21 protein-coding genes are annotated in these 18,191 nt (G+C 63.9%); 13 read left to right on the plus strand and 8 right to left on the minus strand.

Going from position 1 to position 18,191, the window contains the following annotated elements; translation table 11 throughout:
* The first annotated feature begins 20 nt into the window (after positions 1–20).
* Genes NLM32_RS25570 through NLM32_RS25580 form a run of 3 tightly spaced genes read left to right on the plus strand, consistent with a single transcriptional unit; the run spans position 21 to position 2,366 of the window.
* Positions 21–764: an amino acid ABC transporter permease gene (locus tag NLM32_RS25570; RefSeq protein WP_254131615.1), complete on the plus strand. Its 744-nt coding sequence runs from the start codon at positions 21–23 to the stop codon at positions 762–764.
* Positions 761–1,603 carry an amino acid ABC transporter permease gene (locus NLM32_RS25575; protein ID WP_254131616.1) on the plus strand — a complete coding sequence of 281 codons (843 nt, stop codon included), beginning with the start codon at positions 761–763 and terminating at the stop codon, positions 1,601–1,603. Before NLM32_RS25570 ends, NLM32_RS25575 begins: the two co-directional genes overlap by 4 nt.
* A 10-nt stretch (positions 1,604–1,613) precedes the next feature.
* Entirely contained in the window at positions 1,614–2,366 is a 753-nt protein-coding gene (locus NLM32_RS25580) for an amino acid ABC transporter ATP-binding protein (protein ID WP_254131617.1), read from the plus strand.
* Positions 2,367–2,399: 33 nt separating this feature from the next.
* On the opposite strand, the gene NLM32_RS25585 is transcribed toward NLM32_RS25580, so the two are convergent.
* Both NLM32_RS25585 and cysK read right to left on the minus strand, forming a co-directional pair.
* A complete protein-coding gene (locus NLM32_RS25585; protein ID WP_254131618.1) occupies positions 2,400–2,639 on the minus strand; it encodes a BrnA antitoxin family protein in 240 nt (79 codons plus the stop codon).
* 3 nt (positions 2,640–2,642) lie between these two features.
* The gene (gene cysK / locus NLM32_RS25590; RefSeq protein ID WP_254131619.1) at positions 2,643–3,614 is read right to left on the minus strand and encodes a cysteine synthase A; all 972 of its coding nucleotides are present in this window, start codon (positions 3,612–3,614) and stop codon (positions 2,643–2,645) included.
* Between cysK and NLM32_RS25595 the strand changes: the two genes are divergently transcribed.
* The 4 genes from NLM32_RS25595 (at position 3,613) to NLM32_RS25610 (ending at position 6,796) form a co-directional block, all read left to right on the plus strand.
* The gene (locus tag NLM32_RS25595) at positions 3,613–4,404 is read left to right on the plus strand and encodes an ester cyclase (protein ID WP_254131620.1); all 792 of its coding nucleotides are present in this window, start codon (positions 3,613–3,615) and stop codon (positions 4,402–4,404) included. The genes cysK and NLM32_RS25595 overlap by 2 nt on opposite strands.
* A gap of 18 nt (positions 4,405–4,422) precedes the next feature.
* On the plus strand, positions 4,423–4,836 hold the full coding sequence (locus NLM32_RS25600; protein ID WP_254131621.1) for a DUF305 domain-containing protein: 414 nt from the start codon (positions 4,423–4,425) through the stop codon (positions 4,834–4,836).
* Positions 4,837–4,851: 15 nt separating this feature from the next.
* On the plus strand, positions 4,852–6,360 hold the full coding sequence (locus tag NLM32_RS25605) for a YncE family protein (protein ID WP_254131622.1): 1,509 nt from the start codon (positions 4,852–4,854) through the stop codon (positions 6,358–6,360).
* Between the two features lie 217 nt (positions 6,361–6,577).
* On the plus strand, positions 6,578–6,796 hold the full coding sequence (locus NLM32_RS25610) for a hypothetical protein (RefSeq protein WP_254131623.1): 219 nt from the start codon (positions 6,578–6,580) through the stop codon (positions 6,794–6,796).
* Positions 6,797–6,806: 10 nt separating this feature from the next.
* Here NLM32_RS25610 and tgt read toward each other — a convergent pair whose 3' ends face one another.
* Positions 6,807–7,943: a tRNA guanosine(34) transglycosylase Tgt gene (tgt, locus tag NLM32_RS25615; RefSeq protein ID WP_254131624.1), complete on the minus strand. Its 1,137-nt coding sequence runs from the start codon at positions 7,941–7,943 to the stop codon at positions 6,807–6,809.
* Positions 7,944–8,199: 256 nt separating this feature from the next.
* Here tgt and NLM32_RS25620 point away from each other — a divergent pair, with 256 nt between their 5' ends.
* From NLM32_RS25620 to NLM32_RS25635, 4 genes are all read left to right on the plus strand, one after another.
* Positions 8,200–9,327 carry a patatin-like phospholipase family protein gene (locus tag NLM32_RS25620; RefSeq protein ID WP_254131625.1) on the plus strand — a complete coding sequence of 376 codons (1,128 nt, stop codon included), beginning with the start codon at positions 8,200–8,202 and terminating at the stop codon, positions 9,325–9,327.
* A 131-nt stretch (positions 9,328–9,458) separates the two neighbouring features.
* Positions 9,459–10,205, plus strand: coding sequence for a TetR/AcrR family transcriptional regulator (locus NLM32_RS25625; RefSeq protein WP_254135419.1), 747 nt, complete (start codon positions 9,459–9,461; stop codon positions 10,203–10,205).
* A gap of 268 nt (positions 10,206–10,473) precedes the next feature.
* Positions 10,474–11,079: a PepSY domain-containing protein gene (locus NLM32_RS25630; protein WP_254131626.1), complete on the plus strand. Its 606-nt coding sequence runs from the start codon at positions 10,474–10,476 to the stop codon at positions 11,077–11,079.
* A gap of 229 nt (positions 11,080–11,308) precedes the next feature.
* Positions 11,309–12,346 (plus strand): aspartate-semialdehyde dehydrogenase, encoded by a 1,038-nt coding sequence (locus NLM32_RS25635; RefSeq protein WP_254131627.1) that lies wholly within the window; start codon positions 11,309–11,311, stop codon positions 12,344–12,346.
* Positions 12,347–12,457: 111 nt separating this feature from the next.
* On the opposite strand, the gene queA is transcribed toward NLM32_RS25635, so the two are convergent.
* The 5 genes from queA to coaD are packed head-to-tail and all read right to left on the minus strand — an operon-like array spanning position 12,458 to position 15,587.
* A complete protein-coding gene (gene queA, locus NLM32_RS25640) occupies positions 12,458–13,531 on the minus strand; it encodes a tRNA preQ1(34) S-adenosylmethionine ribosyltransferase-isomerase QueA (protein ID WP_254131628.1) in 1,074 nt (357 codons plus the stop codon).
* Between the two features lie 50 nt (positions 13,532–13,581).
* Positions 13,582–14,046 carry a peptidylprolyl isomerase gene (locus NLM32_RS25645; protein WP_254131629.1) on the minus strand — a complete coding sequence of 155 codons (465 nt, stop codon included), beginning with the start codon at positions 14,044–14,046 and terminating at the stop codon, positions 13,582–13,584.
* Positions 14,043–14,468: a hypothetical protein gene (locus tag NLM32_RS25650; RefSeq protein WP_254131630.1), complete on the minus strand. Its 426-nt coding sequence runs from the start codon at positions 14,466–14,468 to the stop codon at positions 14,043–14,045. The genes NLM32_RS25645 and NLM32_RS25650 overlap by 4 nt, the downstream gene beginning before the upstream one ends.
* A gap of 8 nt (positions 14,469–14,476) precedes the next feature.
* Positions 14,477–15,052, minus strand: a complete 576-nt coding sequence (locus NLM32_RS25655; protein WP_254131631.1) for a peptidylprolyl isomerase — start codon at positions 15,050–15,052, stop codon at positions 14,477–14,479.
* Positions 15,053–15,089: 37 nt separating this feature from the next.
* A complete protein-coding gene (gene coaD, locus NLM32_RS25660; RefSeq protein WP_254131632.1) occupies positions 15,090–15,587 on the minus strand; it encodes a pantetheine-phosphate adenylyltransferase in 498 nt (165 codons plus the stop codon).
* A gap of 270 nt (positions 15,588–15,857) precedes the next feature.
* On the opposite strand from coaD, the gene NLM32_RS25665 reads away from it, so the two are divergent.
* Both NLM32_RS25665 and NLM32_RS25670 read left to right on the plus strand, forming a co-directional pair.
* A complete protein-coding gene (locus NLM32_RS25665; RefSeq protein WP_254131633.1) occupies positions 15,858–16,115 on the plus strand; it encodes a hypothetical protein in 258 nt (85 codons plus the stop codon).
* Between the two features lie 189 nt (positions 16,116–16,304).
* Positions 16,305–18,158, plus strand: a complete 1,854-nt coding sequence (locus NLM32_RS25670) for a potassium transporter Kup (protein ID WP_254135420.1) — start codon at positions 16,305–16,307, stop codon at positions 18,156–18,158.
* The last annotated feature ends 33 nt before the right edge of the window (positions 18,159–18,191 follow it).

Below are 18,191 nucleotides of genomic sequence, written 5' to 3' on the forward strand. Positions count from 1 at the left end.
ACAGCTCGGTGTCGCGCAACATGCAAGCAATCGGCAACTGGTTTCAGCACCTCTATGAGACAACGGGGCTGAATTTCTCAGTCTTCTACGACGCCTACGATTGGGACCGCTATTTCGCCGGGCTCAAGATGACGCTGCTTCTCAGCGTCACGACCATCCTTCTGAGCCTCATCATCGGTGGTCTCGGCGCCTTGGCGCAGGGCAGTCCGTCCAGATTGGTGCGGCTGGGCGTCAATGCTTTCGTCGTGGTGTTCCGCAACACGCCGCCGCTGGTCCAGATTTTCTTCTTCTATTTCGGCCTCGGCACCATGCTTCCGGCCGTCGAAACGGCGGGCATGCGCGTCCCGCTGCTGAGCAACGTCCAGTGGGCGATCATTTCGCTGTCGCTGTTTGCGGCCGCCTTCAATATCGAAATCTTTCGTTCCGGTATTGAGGCCGTGCCGCGGACGACATTGGAAGCCGCGGAGGCGCTCGGTTACACGCGCTTCAAGGCCTACATTCACATCGTCCTTCCGCTGGCCGTTCGCGTCTGCCTCCCCGCGCTGAACAACAACCTCGTCAATTTGCTCAAGACGACCACGCTGGCCTACGCGATCGCGGTTCCCGAAACGCTGTACGCGGTCAAGCAGATCTGGTCGGAATCGCAGAACGTCTTCGAGATGATGGTCGTCCTGCTAGCGACCTACGGCATTCTTGTCGGCATTCTCGTCTGGTTGATGCATCGCTGGGAGCGGGCGATGCGCATTCCCGGATATGCACGATGACGAGCGACGAGCCCGGGCACCGGCTTGCTGTCCTTCTGCCGTATCGCCTCACGCCGACGCGATTTTCGTTTCGGATCACCCCGCTGTCGGCAGCGATCCTCTGTTTCTGCGCCATCATGGCCGCATCCACCGCGTGGGCGCAGAGCGGACCGACCATGCTGTCGCCGCTCCAGGTCATCCTGAAATGGTCCCCCCTGCTCTTGCGGGGATTTGCGTTCAACATCCTGATCTCGCTGCTGGCCATGTTGCTGGGGACCATCGCCGGGCTCGGCCTGGGTCTGGGCCTGTTGTCGGAGTTCCGCCCCATCGCCGCCGTGAGCTGGCTCCTCACCCAGTTCTTCCGCAACGCGCCCTGGCTGGTGCTGCTATTCTTCGTGATGTTTCTGGTGCCGTTCCAGGTCACCCTGTTCAAGACGACCATCCCCTTGCCGGACTGGATCAAGGCGACGGTCGGCTTCGCCCTGCCCGTCATGGCGAATGTCGCCGAGGTCGTGCGCGGCGCCGTCCGCTCCATTCCGTCCACGCAATGGGAGGCCGCGGAATCGCTTTCGTTCACACGGCGGCAGACGATGTGGCTGATCATGCTGCCGCAATGCATCAAGCGAATGCTACCGCCCTGGATGAATGTCTATGCGCTCGTCGCGATGTCGACGGTCCTCGCATCGATCGTGGGTGTCTCGGAGATGCTGACGCTGACGGCGCAGGTGCACGCTGCCGAGGGCGGCAGGCCGGAACTGTTCGCGCCGCTCTACGGTTTCGCGCTGCTGTGCTTCTTTCTCTATTGTTATCCGATCAACCTCTGGACGGCTCGTCTCGAGCGTCGGTTCCGCGTGCGCTGAGGAGAAGAGCATGGCCACGAGCTGGACTCCGGATCAGCCCATCGTTCAATGCGTTGACGTCAGAAAATCATTCGGCGCGCTCGAGGTCCTGAAGGGCATCAGCCTCTCGGTCAAAAAGGGCGAGGTGATCTGCATCATCGGGCCTTCGGGATCGGGCAAGTCCACGCTGATCCGCTGTATCAATGCGCTTCAGCCGATCACCTCGGGCAGCATTCAAATCGAAGGCATCGAGGTCACTGATCCCCGGCTCGACAAGCTGGCGCTTCGCCGCAAGGTCGGGATGGTCTTTCAGCAGTATAATCTCTTCCCGCACAAGACGGCGCTTCAGAACGTGATGATGGCGCCGATCCATGTTCTCCGCCAGAAGCGCGACGAGGTCGAAGCGCGCGCCCGGGCGCTGCTCGCCAAGGTGCGGCTCGCAGGCAAGGAGGACAGCTATCCCGGTGAACTCTCAGGTGGTCAGCAGCAGCGCGTGGCGATTGCCCGCTCACTGGCGATGCGGCCGGACATCATGCTGTTCGACGAAGTGACTGCCGCGCTCGACCCGGAAACGGTCAAGGAGGTTCTGGTCACCATCCGGGAACTGGCCGAGGACGGGATGACCTGCATCCTCGTCACCCACGAAATGAACTTCGCGCGCGAAGTCGCCGACCACGTCTACTTCACCGACCGCGGCGTGATCGTCGAGCACGGGCCGCCGGACATCTTGTTCACGGCGGCCAAGGATGAGCGCACGCAGCGCTTCCTGTCGCAGGTGCTCTGATTTCGCCGCCGGCCACCGTCAGCGGCCGGGTGCCTACTTCCCGGCGGCCTTGCGGAGCGCTTCGTTGATGCGGTCCTGCCAGCCGGGACCGCCCTCCTGGAAGAACTCCAGCACGTCCTGGTCGATCCGCAGCGTGACCTGCTCCTTGATTCCCGGCGTCACGTTCACCTTCGGCGGCGCCGCGGCGACCTTGGCCGTCACCTTCTTGAACGCCGCCTCGGCCTCCGACCGCGCATCGCCCAACGTGCGCGGCCGTCTCGGTTGATCCGCCATCTCTCAGATTCCTTCAAACAAAGCCGTCGAAAGATACCGCTCCGAGAAGGACGGCACTATAGCCAGGATGGTTTTTCCCGCAGCTTCTGGCCGCTTGCCGATCTGGAGCGCAGCCGCAATCGCGGCACCGGACGAGATGCCGCCCGGGATCCCCTCATGCCGCGCCAACGCCCGCGAGGTCTCGATCGCGGCGGTCGAGTTGATTTTCACGATTTCGTCGATGACGGAGCGGTCGAGAATATCAGGCACGAAGCCCGCGCCGATACCCTGGATCTTGTGCGGCGTGTGCTGGCCGCCCGACAGCACCGGGCTCTCCTCGGGCTCGACTGCGACCACGCGCAAGGACGGCTTGCGCGGCTTCAGGACCTGACCGACACCTGTGATGGTGCCGCCGGTACCGACGCCGGCGACGAAGAAGTCGATATTGCCGGCGGTGTCGTTCCAGATCTCCTCCGCCGTGGTGCGACGGTGCACCTCGGGATTGGCGAGGTTCTTGAACTGCTGCGGCATCACCGAGTTCGGCGTCGTCTTCAGAAGTTCTTCGGCCGCCGCGATCGCGCCCTTCATGCCTTGCGCGGCCGGCGTCAGCACCAGCTCGGCACCAAGGAAGGCCAGCATCTTGCGCCGCTCGATCGACATGGACTCCGGCATCACCAGCTTCAACCTGTAGCCGCGCGAGGCGGCGACGAAGGCGAGCGCGATACCGGTATTGCCGGAGGTCGGCTCGATCAGCACCGTGTCGGGCTTGATGATGCCGGCCCTTTCCATGGCGATGATCATGGCCGCGCCGATGCGGTCCTTCACACTCGCCGCCGGATTGAAATATTCGAGCTTGGCCAGAATGGTCGCATTGACGCCGTGCATGCCCGGCAGCCGGCGCAGACGCACGATCGGCGTATCGCCAAAAGCCTCGACGATCGAGTCATAGATCCGGCCGCGGCCGGGTTGGTGTCCCGTCTTGGACGATGCGTCCATGATCAACTCCCTGTTACGACGATTCGTGGCGTTTCCCGTGCGTCTGGATCGCATGATCGTCAACGTCCGTGCAATCACAATAGCAACCCGCGCGACCGACTTCCATCGGCGGGCCAGATTTCACATTCGCACGGATACTCAATCGGTTGCAGACATTTTCAGGTGTCACTCAAGGACCTCGGAGGCAGTATGCGCGCCGTGTGCTGACCACTCCCGCTTCGAGACAATTGCAATGAATGCCCGCCTTGAAATGACTGCATCCTGGATGCGCCCGCTGGCGATCGCTTTTGCTATCGCCGCCGCCATCGCCCTCCCTGCCCGTGCAGCCGAGCTTGTGCAACCGAGGCAGCTCGTCGTCGATGCGAGTCTGCCCGAGGCGCAGCGCGAAGCGCAAATCCTCGCAGCCCGGCGCTATGACTCGTTCTGGAATACCGGCGAAGAGCAATTCGCGACCGACGCGCTCGCGCCCGATTTCATGGACCGCACCTTGCCGCCCGGACGGGCCCAGGGGGTTGCAGGTCCCCTTGCCGCTTCGAAGTTCGTCCGCACAGCCATTCCCGATCTCACCTGCGAGATCGAGCAGATGATCGTGGCCGGAGATCGCGTGGTCACTCATTTGCACTTCCGCGGGCACTTCACGGGGCGCTTTAGGGAAGCCCAGGGCAAGGGCGAAGCGATCGACTTCATCGCGACCGACATCTACCGCATCGCCAACGGGCGTATCGCGGAGAACTGGCATCTCGAAGACAATCTCACCTTGCTGCAGCAGCTCGGCCTCGTTGCGAAATGAATATCTGAGGAGCGTCGCATGTGGAAAACCCTGGCAGTTGCCCTGCCCCTGGCCGTCGTCGCATACGCAGGCGGCGCCAGGTTCGGCGGCCAACCCGCGCATATGGCATCGCAAATGATGATGTCCGAGCTGTGCGGCGACGAAGCGCCATTCATGGCTGAAAATCAGGCCGCGATGCATCGGATGATGAGCGACATGGATATTGCTCCATCCGGCGATGTCGATCGGGATTTCTCAGCCATGATGATCCCGCACCATCGCGGTGCGATTGCGATGGCGCAGACCGAATTGCGCTATGGCCGGAACGAATCCCTGCGGCGCCTCGCCCAGGAAATCATTGTCGATCAGCAGCAAGAGATCGCCGTCATGCGCCTGGCGCTTGATCAGCCGTCGCCGTCATCAACGACCACCGTGGCCCTGGCGCCCAAATAAGAGGGAGACCATGTCATGAAGCGAAATCTCGCGCTCGCAACGTCGCTTTGCATGTTGAATCTCTCTGCGACGCCGGGCTGGAGCGGACAGGCGCCGGGGTCCTCCGCCGCGGCCGACATTCCGGTCAGCCATCATGACCGGGTCTATGCGGCCGAGCAATTCTCCAACACCATCTCGGTGACCGATCCCGCCGACAACAAGCTGCTCGGCGTCATCCGGCTGGGCGCGCCGTCGCCGCAAAACTTCAGTCCGCTCTACCGGGGACAGCTGCTCGTGCATGGCATGGGATTTTCACCCGACCATCGCACGCTGGCGGTGGTCTCGATCGGCTCCAACTCGGTCACGTTCATCGACACTGCGACCAACATGGTCAAGCACACGACCTATGTCGGCCGCTCTCCGCATGAAGCCTTCTTCACGCCCGACGGCAAGGAAGTCTGGGTGACCGTGCGTGGCGAGAACTACGTGGCCGTGCTCGATCCCGTCAGCTTTGAAGAGAAGACGCGGATCGTGGTGGCGAATGGACCGGGGATGCAGATCTTCTCGCCCGACGGCAAATACGGCTATGTCTGCTCGTCGTTCAATCCGGAGATCGCCGTCATCTCCGTTGCCGATCATGCCATCGTCGGCAAGGTCGCGCAGGCGAGCCCGTTCTGTCCCGATCTCGCAGCAACGCCTGATGGAGCACAAGTCTGGTTCACGCTGAAGGACACCGGCAAGGCGCAAGTCTTCGACGCCCGGCCTCCTTTCAACCTGCTCAAGACGCTGGACACCGGCCCAATCACCAACCACGTCAACATCGTCCGTAACGCGAATGGGCAGTTCGCCTACATCACCGTTGGCGGCCTGAACGAGATCCAGGTCTACCGCACCGACGACTTCACCAAGGTCGCAACCATTCCGGTCGGCAAGCTGCCTCACGGCATCTGGCCATCGGGTGATGGTTCGCGGGTCTATGTCGGATTGGAGAATGACGACCAGCTCACCGCGATCGACACGCTCTCGAACAGCGTCATTGCCAATATCCCGATCGGCCAGGCGCCCCAGGCTGTCGCCTACGTGCCCGATGCCGTGCCGACAGCGCGCGAGTCTGGCAACGGTGCCATGAGCGTCATGGACGACGCCGCCAGTCCCGAAGCCACCAATCTGCAGCAGCTCGGCATTGCCGGACAAGTTGCGCATTTCGCCATGACCGCGGTCGGTCAAGCCTCGGAGCATCCGAAGGCGCTGACCAGTGTCAGCCTGTTTGACCAGGGCCTGTCCCAGGTGTTGCAGGCGGCAGCGACGGGTCTCGAACCGAAGCACGCCTATGTGCTGGCACTCGCCACGCATCCCGACGGCAGCGGCAAGCTCGAACCTCTGGCAGGCTTCATGACCAACCCGGCCGGATCGGCCATCGTGAACGCACTGGGTCCGATCCGTCAGATTGTGCAGAGCGACACTCAAGACGCGCGTCGCTATCTTGTGATCGCACCGGGCTCCATGACCGAATTTGGAAAACCGGTGCAGATCCAGGCGCCCTGAGCTGCCTCACACGACATCTCGTCAACAGATTGTCATCTAACCTATCGCAATGCACACGGTTGTTTGCATTGCGATAGAGGCGAAGCCACAGCAGAGAAGGTGTCGAAGCAGAAGCAATTACGAAAAATCAACGCATTCGTGTTGCGACCTCGTCAACTGATTCTGCTTATGTTAGACTTAGGTCTCAAAGCAGGGGTTAAGCAGGGAGGTCACCACGATGTCAGCAATCGCTGAAGTGTTGTCGACCGTCGCGCCGAGGCGTGATCCGCGTTGTAGCGAGTTGCCAACCTGTCCCGTGTGTGCCGACTCCATGGTCGCCGCCGAAGCGTCCGCCTACGTCTCAGACCACATGATCAGCTATCTCTGGACCTGCGACACTTGCGGCTACGGCTTCGTCACCAAGCATGCCGTCAAACAGCGGCTGGTGTGCAACTAGCCCAATCGCTCTAGCGCGGGGCGATGTCGCCCCTCGCCCAGTCCTCGCGCGTACGCTGATAGAACTCACCGAACGTTCCGTGTGCGATCGCGTCCCTGATGCCCTGCATCAGGAACTGGTAGTAAGCGATATTGATTTCAGACAGCAGCATCGCCCCCAGCGTCTCGCCAGCCTTGACGAGATGATGCAGGTAAGCGCGCGCGTAGTTGCGCGCCGATGGCCATGAGCTCTCCTCATCAAGCGGGCGCGGATCGTCGGCGTGACGCGCGTTGCGCAGATTGACCTGGCCGAAACGCGTGAAGGCGACGCCGTGGCGGCCATTTCGCGTCGGCATCACGCAATCGAACATGTCGACGCCGCGCTTCACCGCTTCGAGAATGTCGTCGGGCGTGCCGACGCCCATCAGATAACGCGGTCGGTCGGTCGGCAGTGCCGGCGCGGTCTCGTCGATCATGGCCAGCATCACCGCCTGCGGCTCGCCGACGGCAAGGCCGCCGATCGCATAGCCGTGGAAGCCGATCTCGACGAGACCTTGCGCGCTGGCATGGCGCAGCTGAGGAATGTCGCCGCCCTGCACGATGCCGAACAGCATGTAGCCGTCGGGCGCACTCTCGAAAGCCCGCTTGCTTCGCTCGGCCCAGCGCAGCGACAGACGCATCGCGCGGTCGATGTCGTCGCGCTCCGCCGGCAGCCGCACGCATTCGTCCATCTGCATCGCGATGTCGGAGCCGAGCAGACGCTGCACCTCGATCGAGCGCTCCGGCGACAGCTCGATCTTGGCGCCGTCGATATGCGAGCGGAACGTGACGGCGTGCTCGCTGATCTTGCGCAGATCCGACAGCGACATCACCTGGAAGCCGCCGGAATCCGTCAGCATCGGCCCGTTCCAGCCGGTAAATCTCTGCAGGCCACCAAGGCCGTTGATGCGCTCCGCGCCGGGACGCAACATCAGATGATAGGTGTTGCCGAGCACGATATCGGCGCCTGCATCGCGCACCTCGCGCCAATGCATGCCCTTCATGGCACCGGCCGTGCCGACCGGCATGAAGGCCGGGGTCCGCACCACGCCATGGGGCGTGGTCAGGCGGCCGGTGCGCGCCGAGCCATCGGTGGCAAGCAATTCGAAATGATTGGGTAGAGGACTCATGGCGCCGCTTATTGCGTGTCGGGCCTGGCCAATCAACCCGCCCGGACCGCGATGCCCCAGACTGGGACACTGCTGACGCGGACGTGATGCCGGTCACGCTTGATAAATAAAACGATACAGTATAGTTTAATAGCGGGGGCTGGACGAGACGCCGCGGCAAATTGCCGGCGGCCGTAGATGCGTGATCGTCAGCCACCGACCGATGCCCCTCCCCAATTGCTCGACCGACACGTCCAGCCTCCCCGATGGCTGGACAATGCGAACCGGCGCCCGCCTGTTCATGTCGCTGGCCCTGATGTGCAGCCTGGCGCTCACCGCCTGCACCTCGCTCCCCCGCACGCCCTATACGGCGGCCGAGGCGAGCGCCTCGCGCGTGCTCGATATCGACGGCCTGCGGCGCTACGCCGACGAGCCCATCACGAAGTTCAGCTTCGAGCAGGACAAGGCGGCCGGGAGCAGAACCTATCTGGCGCTCTCCGGCGGCGGCGCCGATGGCGCCTACGGCGTCGGCGTGCTGAACGGCTGGACCGCGGCGCGTAACCGCCCGACCTTCACTGTTGTCTCGGGCGTGAGCACCGGCGGCCTGATCGCGCCCTTTGCCTTCCTCGGATCGCAATATGACGACACGCTTCGGGAGCTCTACACCAGCGGCATCGCCGAGAGCCTGCTGAACGATCCCAGCATCATGCGCGTGCTGTTCGGCTCCGGCCTGTTCGGCAATACGCGGCTGCGCGAGCTGGTCGCGCGCTATGTCGGGCCGGAGATCATGGCACAGGTCGCCCGCGAGAACGCCAAGGGTCGACGGCTGCTGGTGGTCACCACCGATCTCGACACCCAGCGCACCGCGATCTGGGACATGGGCAAGATCGCCGCGGTCGGCACGCCCGAGGCGCTGAAACTGTTTCGCGACGTGATGGCGGCCTCGGCCAGCATTCCGCTGGTGTTTCCGCCGATCCTGATCGAGGCCGAAGGCCAGGGCCGCAAGTTTCAGGAGATGCATGTCGATGGCGGCGTAACGGCGCCCGTGCTGACCTTGCCGGAGGCCCTGCTGTTCCAGGGGCGCCTGCCGGGCAACGCGAAGATGGACATCTACATCCTCGTCAACAAGAAGATCGAACGCAATTTCGAGCTCGTCGCCAACAGCACGATCGATGTCGCCTCACGCAGCCTGTCCTCGATCACGCAATCGCAGACGCGCTCGATCATTTTCTCGACCTATGATTTCGCCCAGCGTAACCACCTTGGCTTCCATCTCTCTTACATCGAGCGCGATTATCCGGCGCCGCCGTCCGAAGGCTTCGACACCGGCTATATGCGGGCGCTCTACCAATACGGATACGAGAAAGCGGCCGGTGGCCAGGCCTGGACCTCGCGGATGCCGTGACGTCCGCCTCGTGGAACGGGGCTCGTGGCGAGGCCGTTGACGACACGGCCAATTCGGCCGGATTCGACGCCCCGGTTGCTGCGCGTTATAGAGCAATGACCATCGGCACGATCGCGCAGGAATCATTGGGCATGGGATTGGCTGCGACCAGGACAAGAACGGCTGCACCACGCCGCGAGGCCTCGAAATCGCGTGGCGGCCGGCCGACCAAGAGTGCAGCGATCGAGCGCGACCAGCGGCTGATCGAGGTTGCCACCCGCCTGTTCCTCGATCGCGGTTTCGATGCGACCTCGCTCGATGCGGTGGCGGAAGCAGCCCGCGTCAGCAAGCCCACCGTCTATTCCCGCTACGGCGACAAGCGCGGCCTGTTCGCCGCCGTGCTGAGGCGCGAGATCGCGCGCTGGCTTGCGCCGCTGTCGGCCGCCGCCGAGACGCAACTCGGCAACTCCTCCGACATCTCGGTCGAACAGCGGCTGATCGAGATCGGGCGCGAAATGCTCAATTTCACCTGCGGACCCGATGCCGTCGCCTTCAGCCGCATGATGACTTCGCAGGCCATCAATTTTCCCGACATCGCCAAGCTCGGCAAGGAAGAAGGCTGGCTGAAGGCCGTCGCCACCACCGCGCGCTTCTTCGACCATCTGGTGACGCAAGGCGCGCTCGATGTCGACGACACCACGATCGCGGCTGAAGTGTTCCTCGACGTCGTCGTCGGCCACACCCACCGCATGGCGACGTTCGGCACGCCGATGGAACTCAAGGCGGCCGAGAAGCGGATGCGCGCGGCGATCAAGCTATTCCTGGCCGGCGCGATCGGTCCCGCAGACCGCATCCAGGGCGCCCCAAAAGCCGCCCAACGGCGTCGTCCCTCCCGCTGACATTTCCGTGAGACCGGCGATTTGTCCCCTGCGGACGAGGGCCTGTTCGTTGACCAAAATAAAACGATACGGTATGGTTTTGTTTATAGAGCGGTACGGGCCCCTTTTTTCACCAGCCCCAAAAGAGGACCGAACCGCTTGGATCGCCGCGACGGGTACAGCCCGTTGCGGCAATCAGCGGCCGGCCATTGCCCGTGGTCGGCCGCGACTTCTTTACGATTATCCGGCACACTTGCTGGTTCAAGGCTTGCCGGCCGAGGGTTCGACCATGAGCACGACAGGACGACGGGTGTACGGTTTGCTGGCGATTGCCCTGACGGGGCTGCTCGTCGCAGCGCCGGCCCGCGCGATCGTCTCGGCGGGCTCGACACCCACCGCCCTCCACGACGAGACAGATGGGGACGCCGCAGCGGACCGCCAGGCCGTGAGCCGCGAGATCGAACGTTTCCGCAGCTCGTCGATCTCGATCAGCCAGGCCATGGCGATTGCGGAAGCCCGACATGCCGGCGCCACGACCGCGGACATCAGCTTCGACGGCGGCTCGGGCGTACCGGTGTACCGGGTCAAGACCCTGCACAACGACCGGATCTGGCGGCACACCATCAATGCCGCGACCGGCGAGCTCATGGGCGGCGAAGCCGCCCTGCCCCTGACCGAGCTGGACCACGACGATCGCAGCAATCTCGCAGCGCTCGGCATCATCAAGCATCGCCTGGCCGATGCGGTCCGCGTCGCCGAGCAGGCAGCGTCCGGCAAGGCCATCAGCGGCGGGCTGGTACGCGAACGCGGCCGGCTCAATTTCGCGATCGTCGTCATCAGCGGCGACGACCTCAAGGAGGTCATCCTCGAGCCACCGGGCGCCCGGGGCAAATAGCGCAGGCCACAATCCCGCCCGAAAGCCATTGACGGACGCAAGACTCTCCCGCATAAGTCGCCGCCATGTTCACGACCACCAAACGCACGACCAAAACCACCACGGCCTTCGGGGCCCGGGGAGGCGTGCGCGCATAGTCGTCGACTAAAACGCATCAGCTCTACCGAAGCCCCGCCCAAGATGGTCCGGGGCTTTTTTGTTGTCTAAATCTCAGCTCAATCGAAATGGAATGGAGGACACTGTGAGTAACGATCCCGTCGTCGCGATTGTCGGCGTCACCGGTGCGGTGGGCGCCGAATTCATCGCCACCATGGACAAGCGTGGTTTTCGCGTCGGCAAGCTCAAGGCGCTCGCCAGCGCCCGCTCCGCCGGCAAGACGGTATCGTTCCGCGGCCAGAACGTCGTCATCGAGGAGCTGACCGAGCGCGCCTTCGAGGGCGTCGACATCGCGCTGTTCTCCGCAGGCAGCGGCATCTCGAAGAAGTTCGCGCCGATCGCGGTCAAGGCCGGCGCCGTCGTCGTCGACAACTCCTCCGCCTTCCGGATGGACCCGAACGTGCCGCTGGTGATCCCCGAGGTGAACGGCAACCGCATCCGCGACCACAAGGGCATCATTGCCAACCCGAACTGCGCCGCGATCACGGCACTTGTGCCGCTCTGGCCGATCCACCAGAAGAACCGCATCAAGCGCGTGATCATCTCGACTTACCAGGCCGCAAGCGGCGCCGGTGCGGCTGCGATGGACGAGCTCGTCGAATCCACGCGCGCCAATCTCAACGGGCAGGTCTATACGCCCAAGGTGATGCCGCATCCCTACGCCTTCAACCTCTTCAACCACAACACGGCGATCGACCCCGAGACCGGCTACAACGACGAAGAGACCAAGGTCATCAAGGAAACCCGCAAGATCTTCGAGGACGAGAAGATCGCCATCGGCGTCACCTGCGTCCGCGTGCCGGTGCTGCGCGCCCATTGCGAGGCCATCACGTTCGAATGCGAGAAGCCGATCACCGAAGACCAGGTCCGCGCCATCATGGCGCAAGCGCCCGGCGTGAAGGTCGTCGACGATCGCGTGAAGAACTACTTCCCGATGCCGATCGACGCTTCGGGCCAGGACGACGTCCTGGTCGGCCGCATCCGCAAGGACCTCAGCGATTCCTCCGGGCATTCGATCTCGATGTTCGTGGCGGCCGATCAGCTGCTCAAGGGCGCAGCGCTCAACGCAGTGCAGATCGCGGAGCTGTTGCCGCAGCGGGTGGTGGCGTAACAGGTACCGGCAGGAACAGGTCTCGTAGGGTGGGCAAAGGCGCGCAAGCGCCGTGCCCACCCTTCTTCTCCGCATTCAAGAAAGACGTGGGCACGCTTCGCTTTGCCCACCCTACGGCACTGCGCGAAACAACAAACACGCATCCCCATACGAATAGAACCGATATCCGCTCGCAATGGCATGCGCGTAGGCCTGCTGCATCGTCTCCAGGCCAGCAAAGGCCGACACCAGCATGAACAGCGTCGACTTCGGCAGATGGAAATTCGTCATCAGGACATCAACGGCGCGGAAGCGATAGCCGGGCGTGATGAAGATCGAGGTCTCGGCCGTGAACGGCTGGATGGTGCCGTCTTCACTCGCTGCGCTTTCGAGCAGCCGCAGTGACGTCGTGCCGACGGCGACGACGCGTCCGCCGTTTTGTCGTGCGGCGTTGAGCCGCTGCGCGGTCTCGGCCGAGATCGTGCCCCACTCGGCGTGCATCTTGTGGCCGTCGGTGTCGTCGACCTTGACCGGCAGGAAGGTCCCTGCCCCAACATGCAGCGTGATGCGGTTGATGCCGACGCCACGCGCGCCGAGCGCCTGCTCCAGCGCCGCCGTGAAATGCAGGCCCGCGGTGGGCGCGGCGACCGCGCCTTCATTGGCCGCGAACATGGTCTGGTAGTCGGCGAGATCCTGATCGTCGGGCGTACGTTTAGAAGCGATGTAGGGCGGCAGCGGCGGGCTGCCGAGATCGGCGATGGCCTGGTCGAGCGCCGGGCCGTGGAACGAGAATGACAGCGTCACCTCGCCTTCCGCCCCCTTGGCCTCGACCTCGGCATCGAGATGGCCGAGCAGGCAGACCTTGCCTTCATTGCCGAAGCGGATGCGATCGCCGGCGACCAGCTTCTTCGCGGGCTTCACCAGTGCCTGCCAGCGCGAACCGTCGAGGCGCTTGATCAGCGTCGCCTCGATCTTCGGCTCGGTTTCGCGACCAATGCGGCGCCCCCTGAGTTGCGCCGAAATCACCTTGGTGTCGTTGACGACGAGCTGGTCGCCCGGCTTCAGCCATTGCGGCAGATCGGCGATGGTCTGGTCGCGCAGCGCACCGTTCTCGACCACCAGCATCCTGGCGGAGTGACGCGGGCTCGCCGGGCGCAACGCGATGCGCTCGGGCGGCAGTTCGAAATCGAAGAGGTCGGTGCGCATTCGTGGCTTACCACCAGGAGCGCGCGAATGCGCGCTCCTGGATGAGCAGCTTACTCCTTGTCGGCGGCCATCCGCGCCTTGACGATCTTGTCCGGGTTCTGCACCGGCTCGCCGCGCTTGATCTTGTCGACGTTTTCCATGCCCTCGGTGACCTTGCCCCACACCGTGTACTGGTTGTCGAGGAAGCGGGCGTCGTCGAAGCAGATGAAGAACTGGCTGTCGCCGGAATCGGGGCTCGCGGCGCGCGCCATCGATGTGGTGCCGCGCACATGCGGCTCCTTGTTGAACTCGGCCTTCAGCTTCTTGCCGGAGCCGCCGGTGCCGGTGCCGTGCGGGCAACCGGTCTGCGCCATGAAGCCGTCGATCACGCGATGGAACACGATGCCGTCGTAGAAGCCTTCGCGGACCAGCTCCTTGATGCGCGCGACATGGCCGGGCGCGAGGTCGGGCCGCATCTCGATGGTGACGGGGCCCTGCGTGGTCTCGAGGATCAATGTGTTTTCGGTGGCGCTCATGCTCGTCTCTCTTGCGTTAGGGGTGGAGTCTTGTCAGGTGACGTTCTGCGGTTACGGAACTGGATCGCGAATGGACGTCCCGCGGCGGCGCCGGCCATTGCATCGGTAAATGGCATCGGCGTGCAGCGCTGCAACGCCTCCATCACCGCGATCCGGTATTGCAGCCGGTCACTGTCGGAGGCCTCCGCGGATTCATAGGTAATCCTCGGATGGCCCAGAATGTTTCCGGCCCGGTTAAAGCTCACGACGACGGTGATGTCGATAGGGCGAGCCTTGGCCGGCGGCGGCGGCTTCCAGCAGCTCCGCAAGTGCTGGAAGAGGTCCTGGATGGTGTTGACCGGCGCGTCCTCTGCGGCCGCGCCGGTGATGCCGAACAGCAGCACGGCTGCAGCGAACAGGAGCCTGTCGCCGCGGCGCGCCATAAGCCCTCCTACTTGATGTCGGAGGCGACCTGCACCTTCACCATCTTGTCGGGATCGGTGACGGTGCCGCCGGGCGAGCCGGCCGGTGCCTTCTTCAGCTTGTCGACCACGTCCATGCCCTGCACGACCTCGCCGACCACAGTGTACTGGCCATCGAGACTGCCGCCGTCGGCGAACATGATGAAGAACTGCGAGTTGGCGGTATCGACGCTGTCGCCGCGCCGGGCCATGCCGACGATGCCGCGGGCGAAGTGAACCTTGGAGAATTCCTGCTTCAGGTTCGGATATTTGGAGCCGCCGGTGCCGTTGCCGTTCTGGCCGTCGCCGGTCTGGGCCATGAAGCCGTCCATCACGCGGTGGAACGGAACGTTGTTGTAAAAGCCCTCGCGCGCGAGCTGCTTGAGGCGCTCGGCGTGCTGCGGCGCAAGGTCGGTCCGAAGCTTGATGACGATGCGGCCCTTGGTGGTATCGATGACGAGCGCATTGGCCTTGTCGAGATTGGCCGGCAGTTGCTGCGCCGTCGCCGGGACTGCGCCAATCAGCGCGACGAACATCGTGGCAAGAATTGCGAGACGACGGATCATGGAAACTCCGGATCAGGTAAGATGAAAAAGCGCGCCGTTATGCGGCGAATTTTGCCTTGAGCTGGGATGCAACGAGCGGCGGGACGAAGGTCGAGACGTCTCCGCCCATGGCGGCGATCTGGCGCACCAATGTGCCGGTAATCGGGCGGACCAAAGGGGACGCCGGCAGGAAGACGGTTTGCACGTCGGGCGCCATGGCGCCGTTCATGCCGGCGAGCTGCATCTCGTAGTCGAGGTCGGTGCCGTCACGCAGGCCCCGAATCATGATGGTCGCACCGAATTTGCGCGCCGCGGTGACTGCGAGATCGTCATAGGTCACGGCCTCGAGCGTACAGCCAGCCTGGGCCGCTACCGGCCCGCAGACGTCGTGGAGCATCTTGAGCCGCTCCTCGGTCGAGAACAGCGGCTTCTTGCCGGGATGGACCCCGATCGCGACCACCAGCCGGTCGCACAGCGGGACACTGTTCCGGACCACGTCCAGATGGCCGTTGGTGATGGGGTCGAAGGAACCCGGATAGAAGGCGATGCGCGGCATGGCCACGTCCTACCGCGCCCGGCCCGGCCCGGCAAGCCGGACAGGTTCCTTGCCCGTTTCCTGACGGTTTCCTGCCGATTTTTCCGCCAATCCCCGTCGGAAGGCGCCGGTTTGTTTCGTCCTCGGGGTGTCCACGAAACAAAACCATGCACCAACGAAACCATTTCCGGCGTCGGTGAAGACGTCCGGAAACTGGTCATGGTTACTAATCCAGCCAACGAATGACGGGCCGCAAACAAGGCGCAGCGGCCGCATCACAGGGGACCGTCGATGATCAAGGCTCTTTCAGCGATCGCTATTGCTGCGTGTGTTGCTACCGCCCTCACCCTCCTGCCCGGTTTTGCTCCCACCGTTGAAGCGAGCGTCCCGCAGCCGTTGGCCAAGGCCGACCGGCTCGACATCAAGACCATCGGCAGGGAGTGCTCGGAGCGCGCCTGGCCGAATTTCGAGGCGTCCTGCCTGCGCCGCGCCGGCACCAAGGCTGACGTTCGTGTCGCTCGCCTGGTGACGGCAGACCGGACCCCGTAGGCTGTCTGTCAGCTCGGCGTCATAAACCTCGCGATAAAGACCATGGATATTTGCGGCGTCTCGTCGCAGACTATGTGACGCTCGCGCCCCTCGGAATGGCCCGACGGGCGCGGTCCCATTGAGGGGTCGCATTTGTCCAGTACGCCCGCAGTCGCTTCCGGCCATCATCCCGACCCTCTGCCGCTTGCCATGACCATGGGCGCCCTCGGGGTGGTCTATGGCGATATCGGCACCAGCCCCCTCTACGCCCTGAAGGAAGCCGCCAAGGCGGCCGCGCATGGCGGCACAGTGACCCCCGAGGCTGTCCTGGGCGTTGCCTCGCTGATCCTGTGGGCGCTGCTGCTGATCATCTCGCTGAAATATGCGCTGCTGATCCTGCGCGCGGACAACCGCGGCGAAGGCGGCATCGTCGCGTTGCTGGCGCTGCTGCATGCTCGTCACGCCCAGCCAGGCACCTGGCGCGCCCATCTCCTGGTGGTCGGCCTGATCGGCGCTGCGTTGCTCTATGGCGACGGCGCGATCACGCCGGCGATCTCGGTGCTCTCGGCCATCGAAGGCCTCAAGGTCGACGCCCCCTCGCTCGCGCCGGCGGTGGTGCCGATCACCATCGTCATCCTGGTCGGCCTGTTCATGATGCAAAAGCAGGGCACCGGCTTCATCGGCCGCATCTTCGGACCGGTGATGCTGGCCTGGTTCTTCGTGCTCGCCGCGCTCGGCATCCACGGCATCGTCAAGGCGCCGGGAGTGCTGGCGGCACTGAGCCCGCTCTACGCCTTCGAGTTCCTGATCCACCAGGATTTCCACGTCTCCTTCGCGATCCTCGGTGCCGCTTTCCTCGCCGTGACCGGCGGTGAGGCGATGTATGCCGACATGGGGCACTTCGGGCGCCTGCCGATCCGGCTTGCGTGGTTCGCGATCTGCCTGCCGGCGCTCGTGCTGAATTATTTCGGCCAGGCCGCGCTCCTGATCACCGATCCCGGCATGATCGAGAATCCGTTCTTCCAGCTCTGCCCGGACTTCCTGCATTACGGGCTGGTCGCGTTCTCGGCCGTTGCGACCGTGATCGCCTCGCAGGCGATCATCTCCGGCGTGTTCTCGCTGACCCAGCAGTCGATCCAGCTCGGCTTCCTGCCGCGCATGCAGATCCGCCACACCACCAGCGATGCGATCGGCCAGATCTACGTGCCGCTGGTGAACTGGCTGCTCGCCGCCGCAACGCTCGGCGCGGTGGTCAGCTTCGGCACGTCGGACGCGCTGGCCGGCGCCTACGGTATCGCGGTCTCGCTGCTGATGGCGATCACCACCCTGCTCGCTGCCCTGGTTGCGATCCAGTGGGGCTATTCGCCGTTGCTCGTCGTGGCCGTGAACGGCTTCTTCTTCGTGATCGATGTGATCTTCTTCTCGGCCAATTCGATCAAGCTGTTCGAGGGCGGCTGGTTTCCGCTGCTGCTCGCCGCCTTCGTCGCCTTCCTGATGCTGACCTGGCGCAGTGGCGTGAAGCTGGTCGAAGCGGCGCGCGGAAAACTGCGCCAGCCCGAGGAAGACCTGATCGAGACCGCGGTCAACAAGTGCAGCGCACGTCTCCCCGGCACCGCCGTGTTCCTGGCATCGGCGGCGAAAGGCGTGCCGCTGGCGCTGACGCAGTTCGTCAAGCACAACCACGTGCTGCATGAGCGCATCATCCTCGTCACCGTGCTGATCGAAGAGGTGCCGCACGTCCCCGACGAAGCGCGCGCCGAGGTGATCGAGATCATCGCCGGCATCACCCGCGTCGTGCTGCATTACGGCTTCATGCAGAACCCGACGATCTATGAGGGCCTGACGCTCGCCTGCCGCCAGGGCAAGCTGCCCGGCATCGACCTTTCCGACATCACCTATTATGTCGGCCGCGAGACCATCATTCCGAGCGAGGACATTCCGGGCATGTGGGTCTGGCGCGAAGGCCTGTTCGCCTTCCTCCAGCGCAACGCCGAGCGCTCAGCGGCGTTCTTCGGCGTGCCGACCAAGCAGGTCGTGGAGTTCGGCACGGAGCTGGAGATTTAGCGAAGCTCGTAGCCCGGATCGCTCCATCCGGGC

It is taken from the genome of Bradyrhizobium sp. CCGUVB14 (genome assembly GCF_024199935.1).
Classification (GTDB): Bacteria; Pseudomonadota; Alphaproteobacteria; order Rhizobiales; family Xanthobacteraceae; genus Bradyrhizobium.

Excerpts from the sequence above, each read along its gene's own strand:
- NLM32_RS25570 (WP_254131615.1), top strand. The coding sequence starts at position 21 with ATGCAAGCAATCGGCAACTGGTTTCAGCACCTCTATGAGACAACGGGG.
- NLM32_RS25575 (WP_254131616.1), top strand. The coding sequence starts at position 761 with ATGACGAGCGACGAGCCCGGGCACCGGCTTGCTGTCCTTCTGCCGTAT.
- NLM32_RS25580 (WP_254131617.1), top strand. The coding sequence starts at position 1,614 with ATGGCCACGAGCTGGACTCCGGATCAGCCCATCGTTCAATGCGTTGAC.
- NLM32_RS25585 (WP_254131618.1), bottom strand. The coding sequence starts at position 2,639 with ATGGCGGATCAACCGAGACGGCCGCGCACGTTGGGCGATGCGCGGTCG.
- NLM32_RS25595 (WP_254131620.1), top strand. The coding sequence starts at position 3,613 with ATGATCAACTCCCTGTTACGACGATTCGTGGCGTTTCCCGTGCGTCTG.
- cysK (WP_254131619.1), bottom strand. The coding sequence starts at position 3,614 with ATGGACGCATCGTCCAAGACGGGACACCAACCCGGCCGCGGCCGGATC.
- NLM32_RS25600 (WP_254131621.1), top strand. The coding sequence starts at position 4,423 with ATGTGGAAAACCCTGGCAGTTGCCCTGCCCCTGGCCGTCGTCGCATAC.
- NLM32_RS25605 (WP_254131622.1), top strand. The coding sequence starts at position 4,852 with ATGAAGCGAAATCTCGCGCTCGCAACGTCGCTTTGCATGTTGAATCTC.
- NLM32_RS25610 (WP_254131623.1), top strand. The coding sequence starts at position 6,578 with ATGTCAGCAATCGCTGAAGTGTTGTCGACCGTCGCGCCGAGGCGTGAT.
- tgt (WP_254131624.1), bottom strand. The coding sequence starts at position 7,943 with ATGAGTCCTCTACCCAATCATTTCGAATTGCTTGCCACCGATGGCTCG.
- NLM32_RS25620 (WP_254131625.1), top strand. The coding sequence starts at position 8,200 with ATGCGAACCGGCGCCCGCCTGTTCATGTCGCTGGCCCTGATGTGCAGC.
- NLM32_RS25625 (WP_254135419.1), top strand. The coding sequence starts at position 9,459 with ATGGGATTGGCTGCGACCAGGACAAGAACGGCTGCACCACGCCGCGAG.
- NLM32_RS25630 (WP_254131626.1), top strand. The coding sequence starts at position 10,474 with ATGAGCACGACAGGACGACGGGTGTACGGTTTGCTGGCGATTGCCCTG.
- NLM32_RS25635 (WP_254131627.1), top strand. The coding sequence starts at position 11,309 with ATGGAGGACACTGTGAGTAACGATCCCGTCGTCGCGATTGTCGGCGTC.
- queA (WP_254131628.1), bottom strand. The coding sequence starts at position 13,531 with ATGCGCACCGACCTCTTCGATTTCGAACTGCCGCCCGAGCGCATCGCG.
- NLM32_RS25645 (WP_254131629.1), bottom strand. The coding sequence starts at position 14,046 with ATGAGCGCCACCGAAAACACATTGATCCTCGAGACCACGCAGGGCCCC.
- NLM32_RS25650 (WP_254131630.1), bottom strand. The coding sequence starts at position 14,468 with ATGGCGCGCCGCGGCGACAGGCTCCTGTTCGCTGCAGCCGTGCTGCTG.
- NLM32_RS25655 (WP_254131631.1), bottom strand. The coding sequence starts at position 15,052 with ATGATCCGTCGTCTCGCAATTCTTGCCACGATGTTCGTCGCGCTGATT.
- coaD (WP_254131632.1), bottom strand. The coding sequence starts at position 15,587 with ATGCCGCGCATCGCCTTCTATCCGGGTTCCTTCGACCCCATCACCAAC.
- NLM32_RS25665 (WP_254131633.1), top strand. The coding sequence starts at position 15,858 with ATGATCAAGGCTCTTTCAGCGATCGCTATTGCTGCGTGTGTTGCTACC.
- NLM32_RS25670 (WP_254135420.1), top strand. The coding sequence starts at position 16,305 with ATGACCATGGGCGCCCTCGGGGTGGTCTATGGCGATATCGGCACCAGC.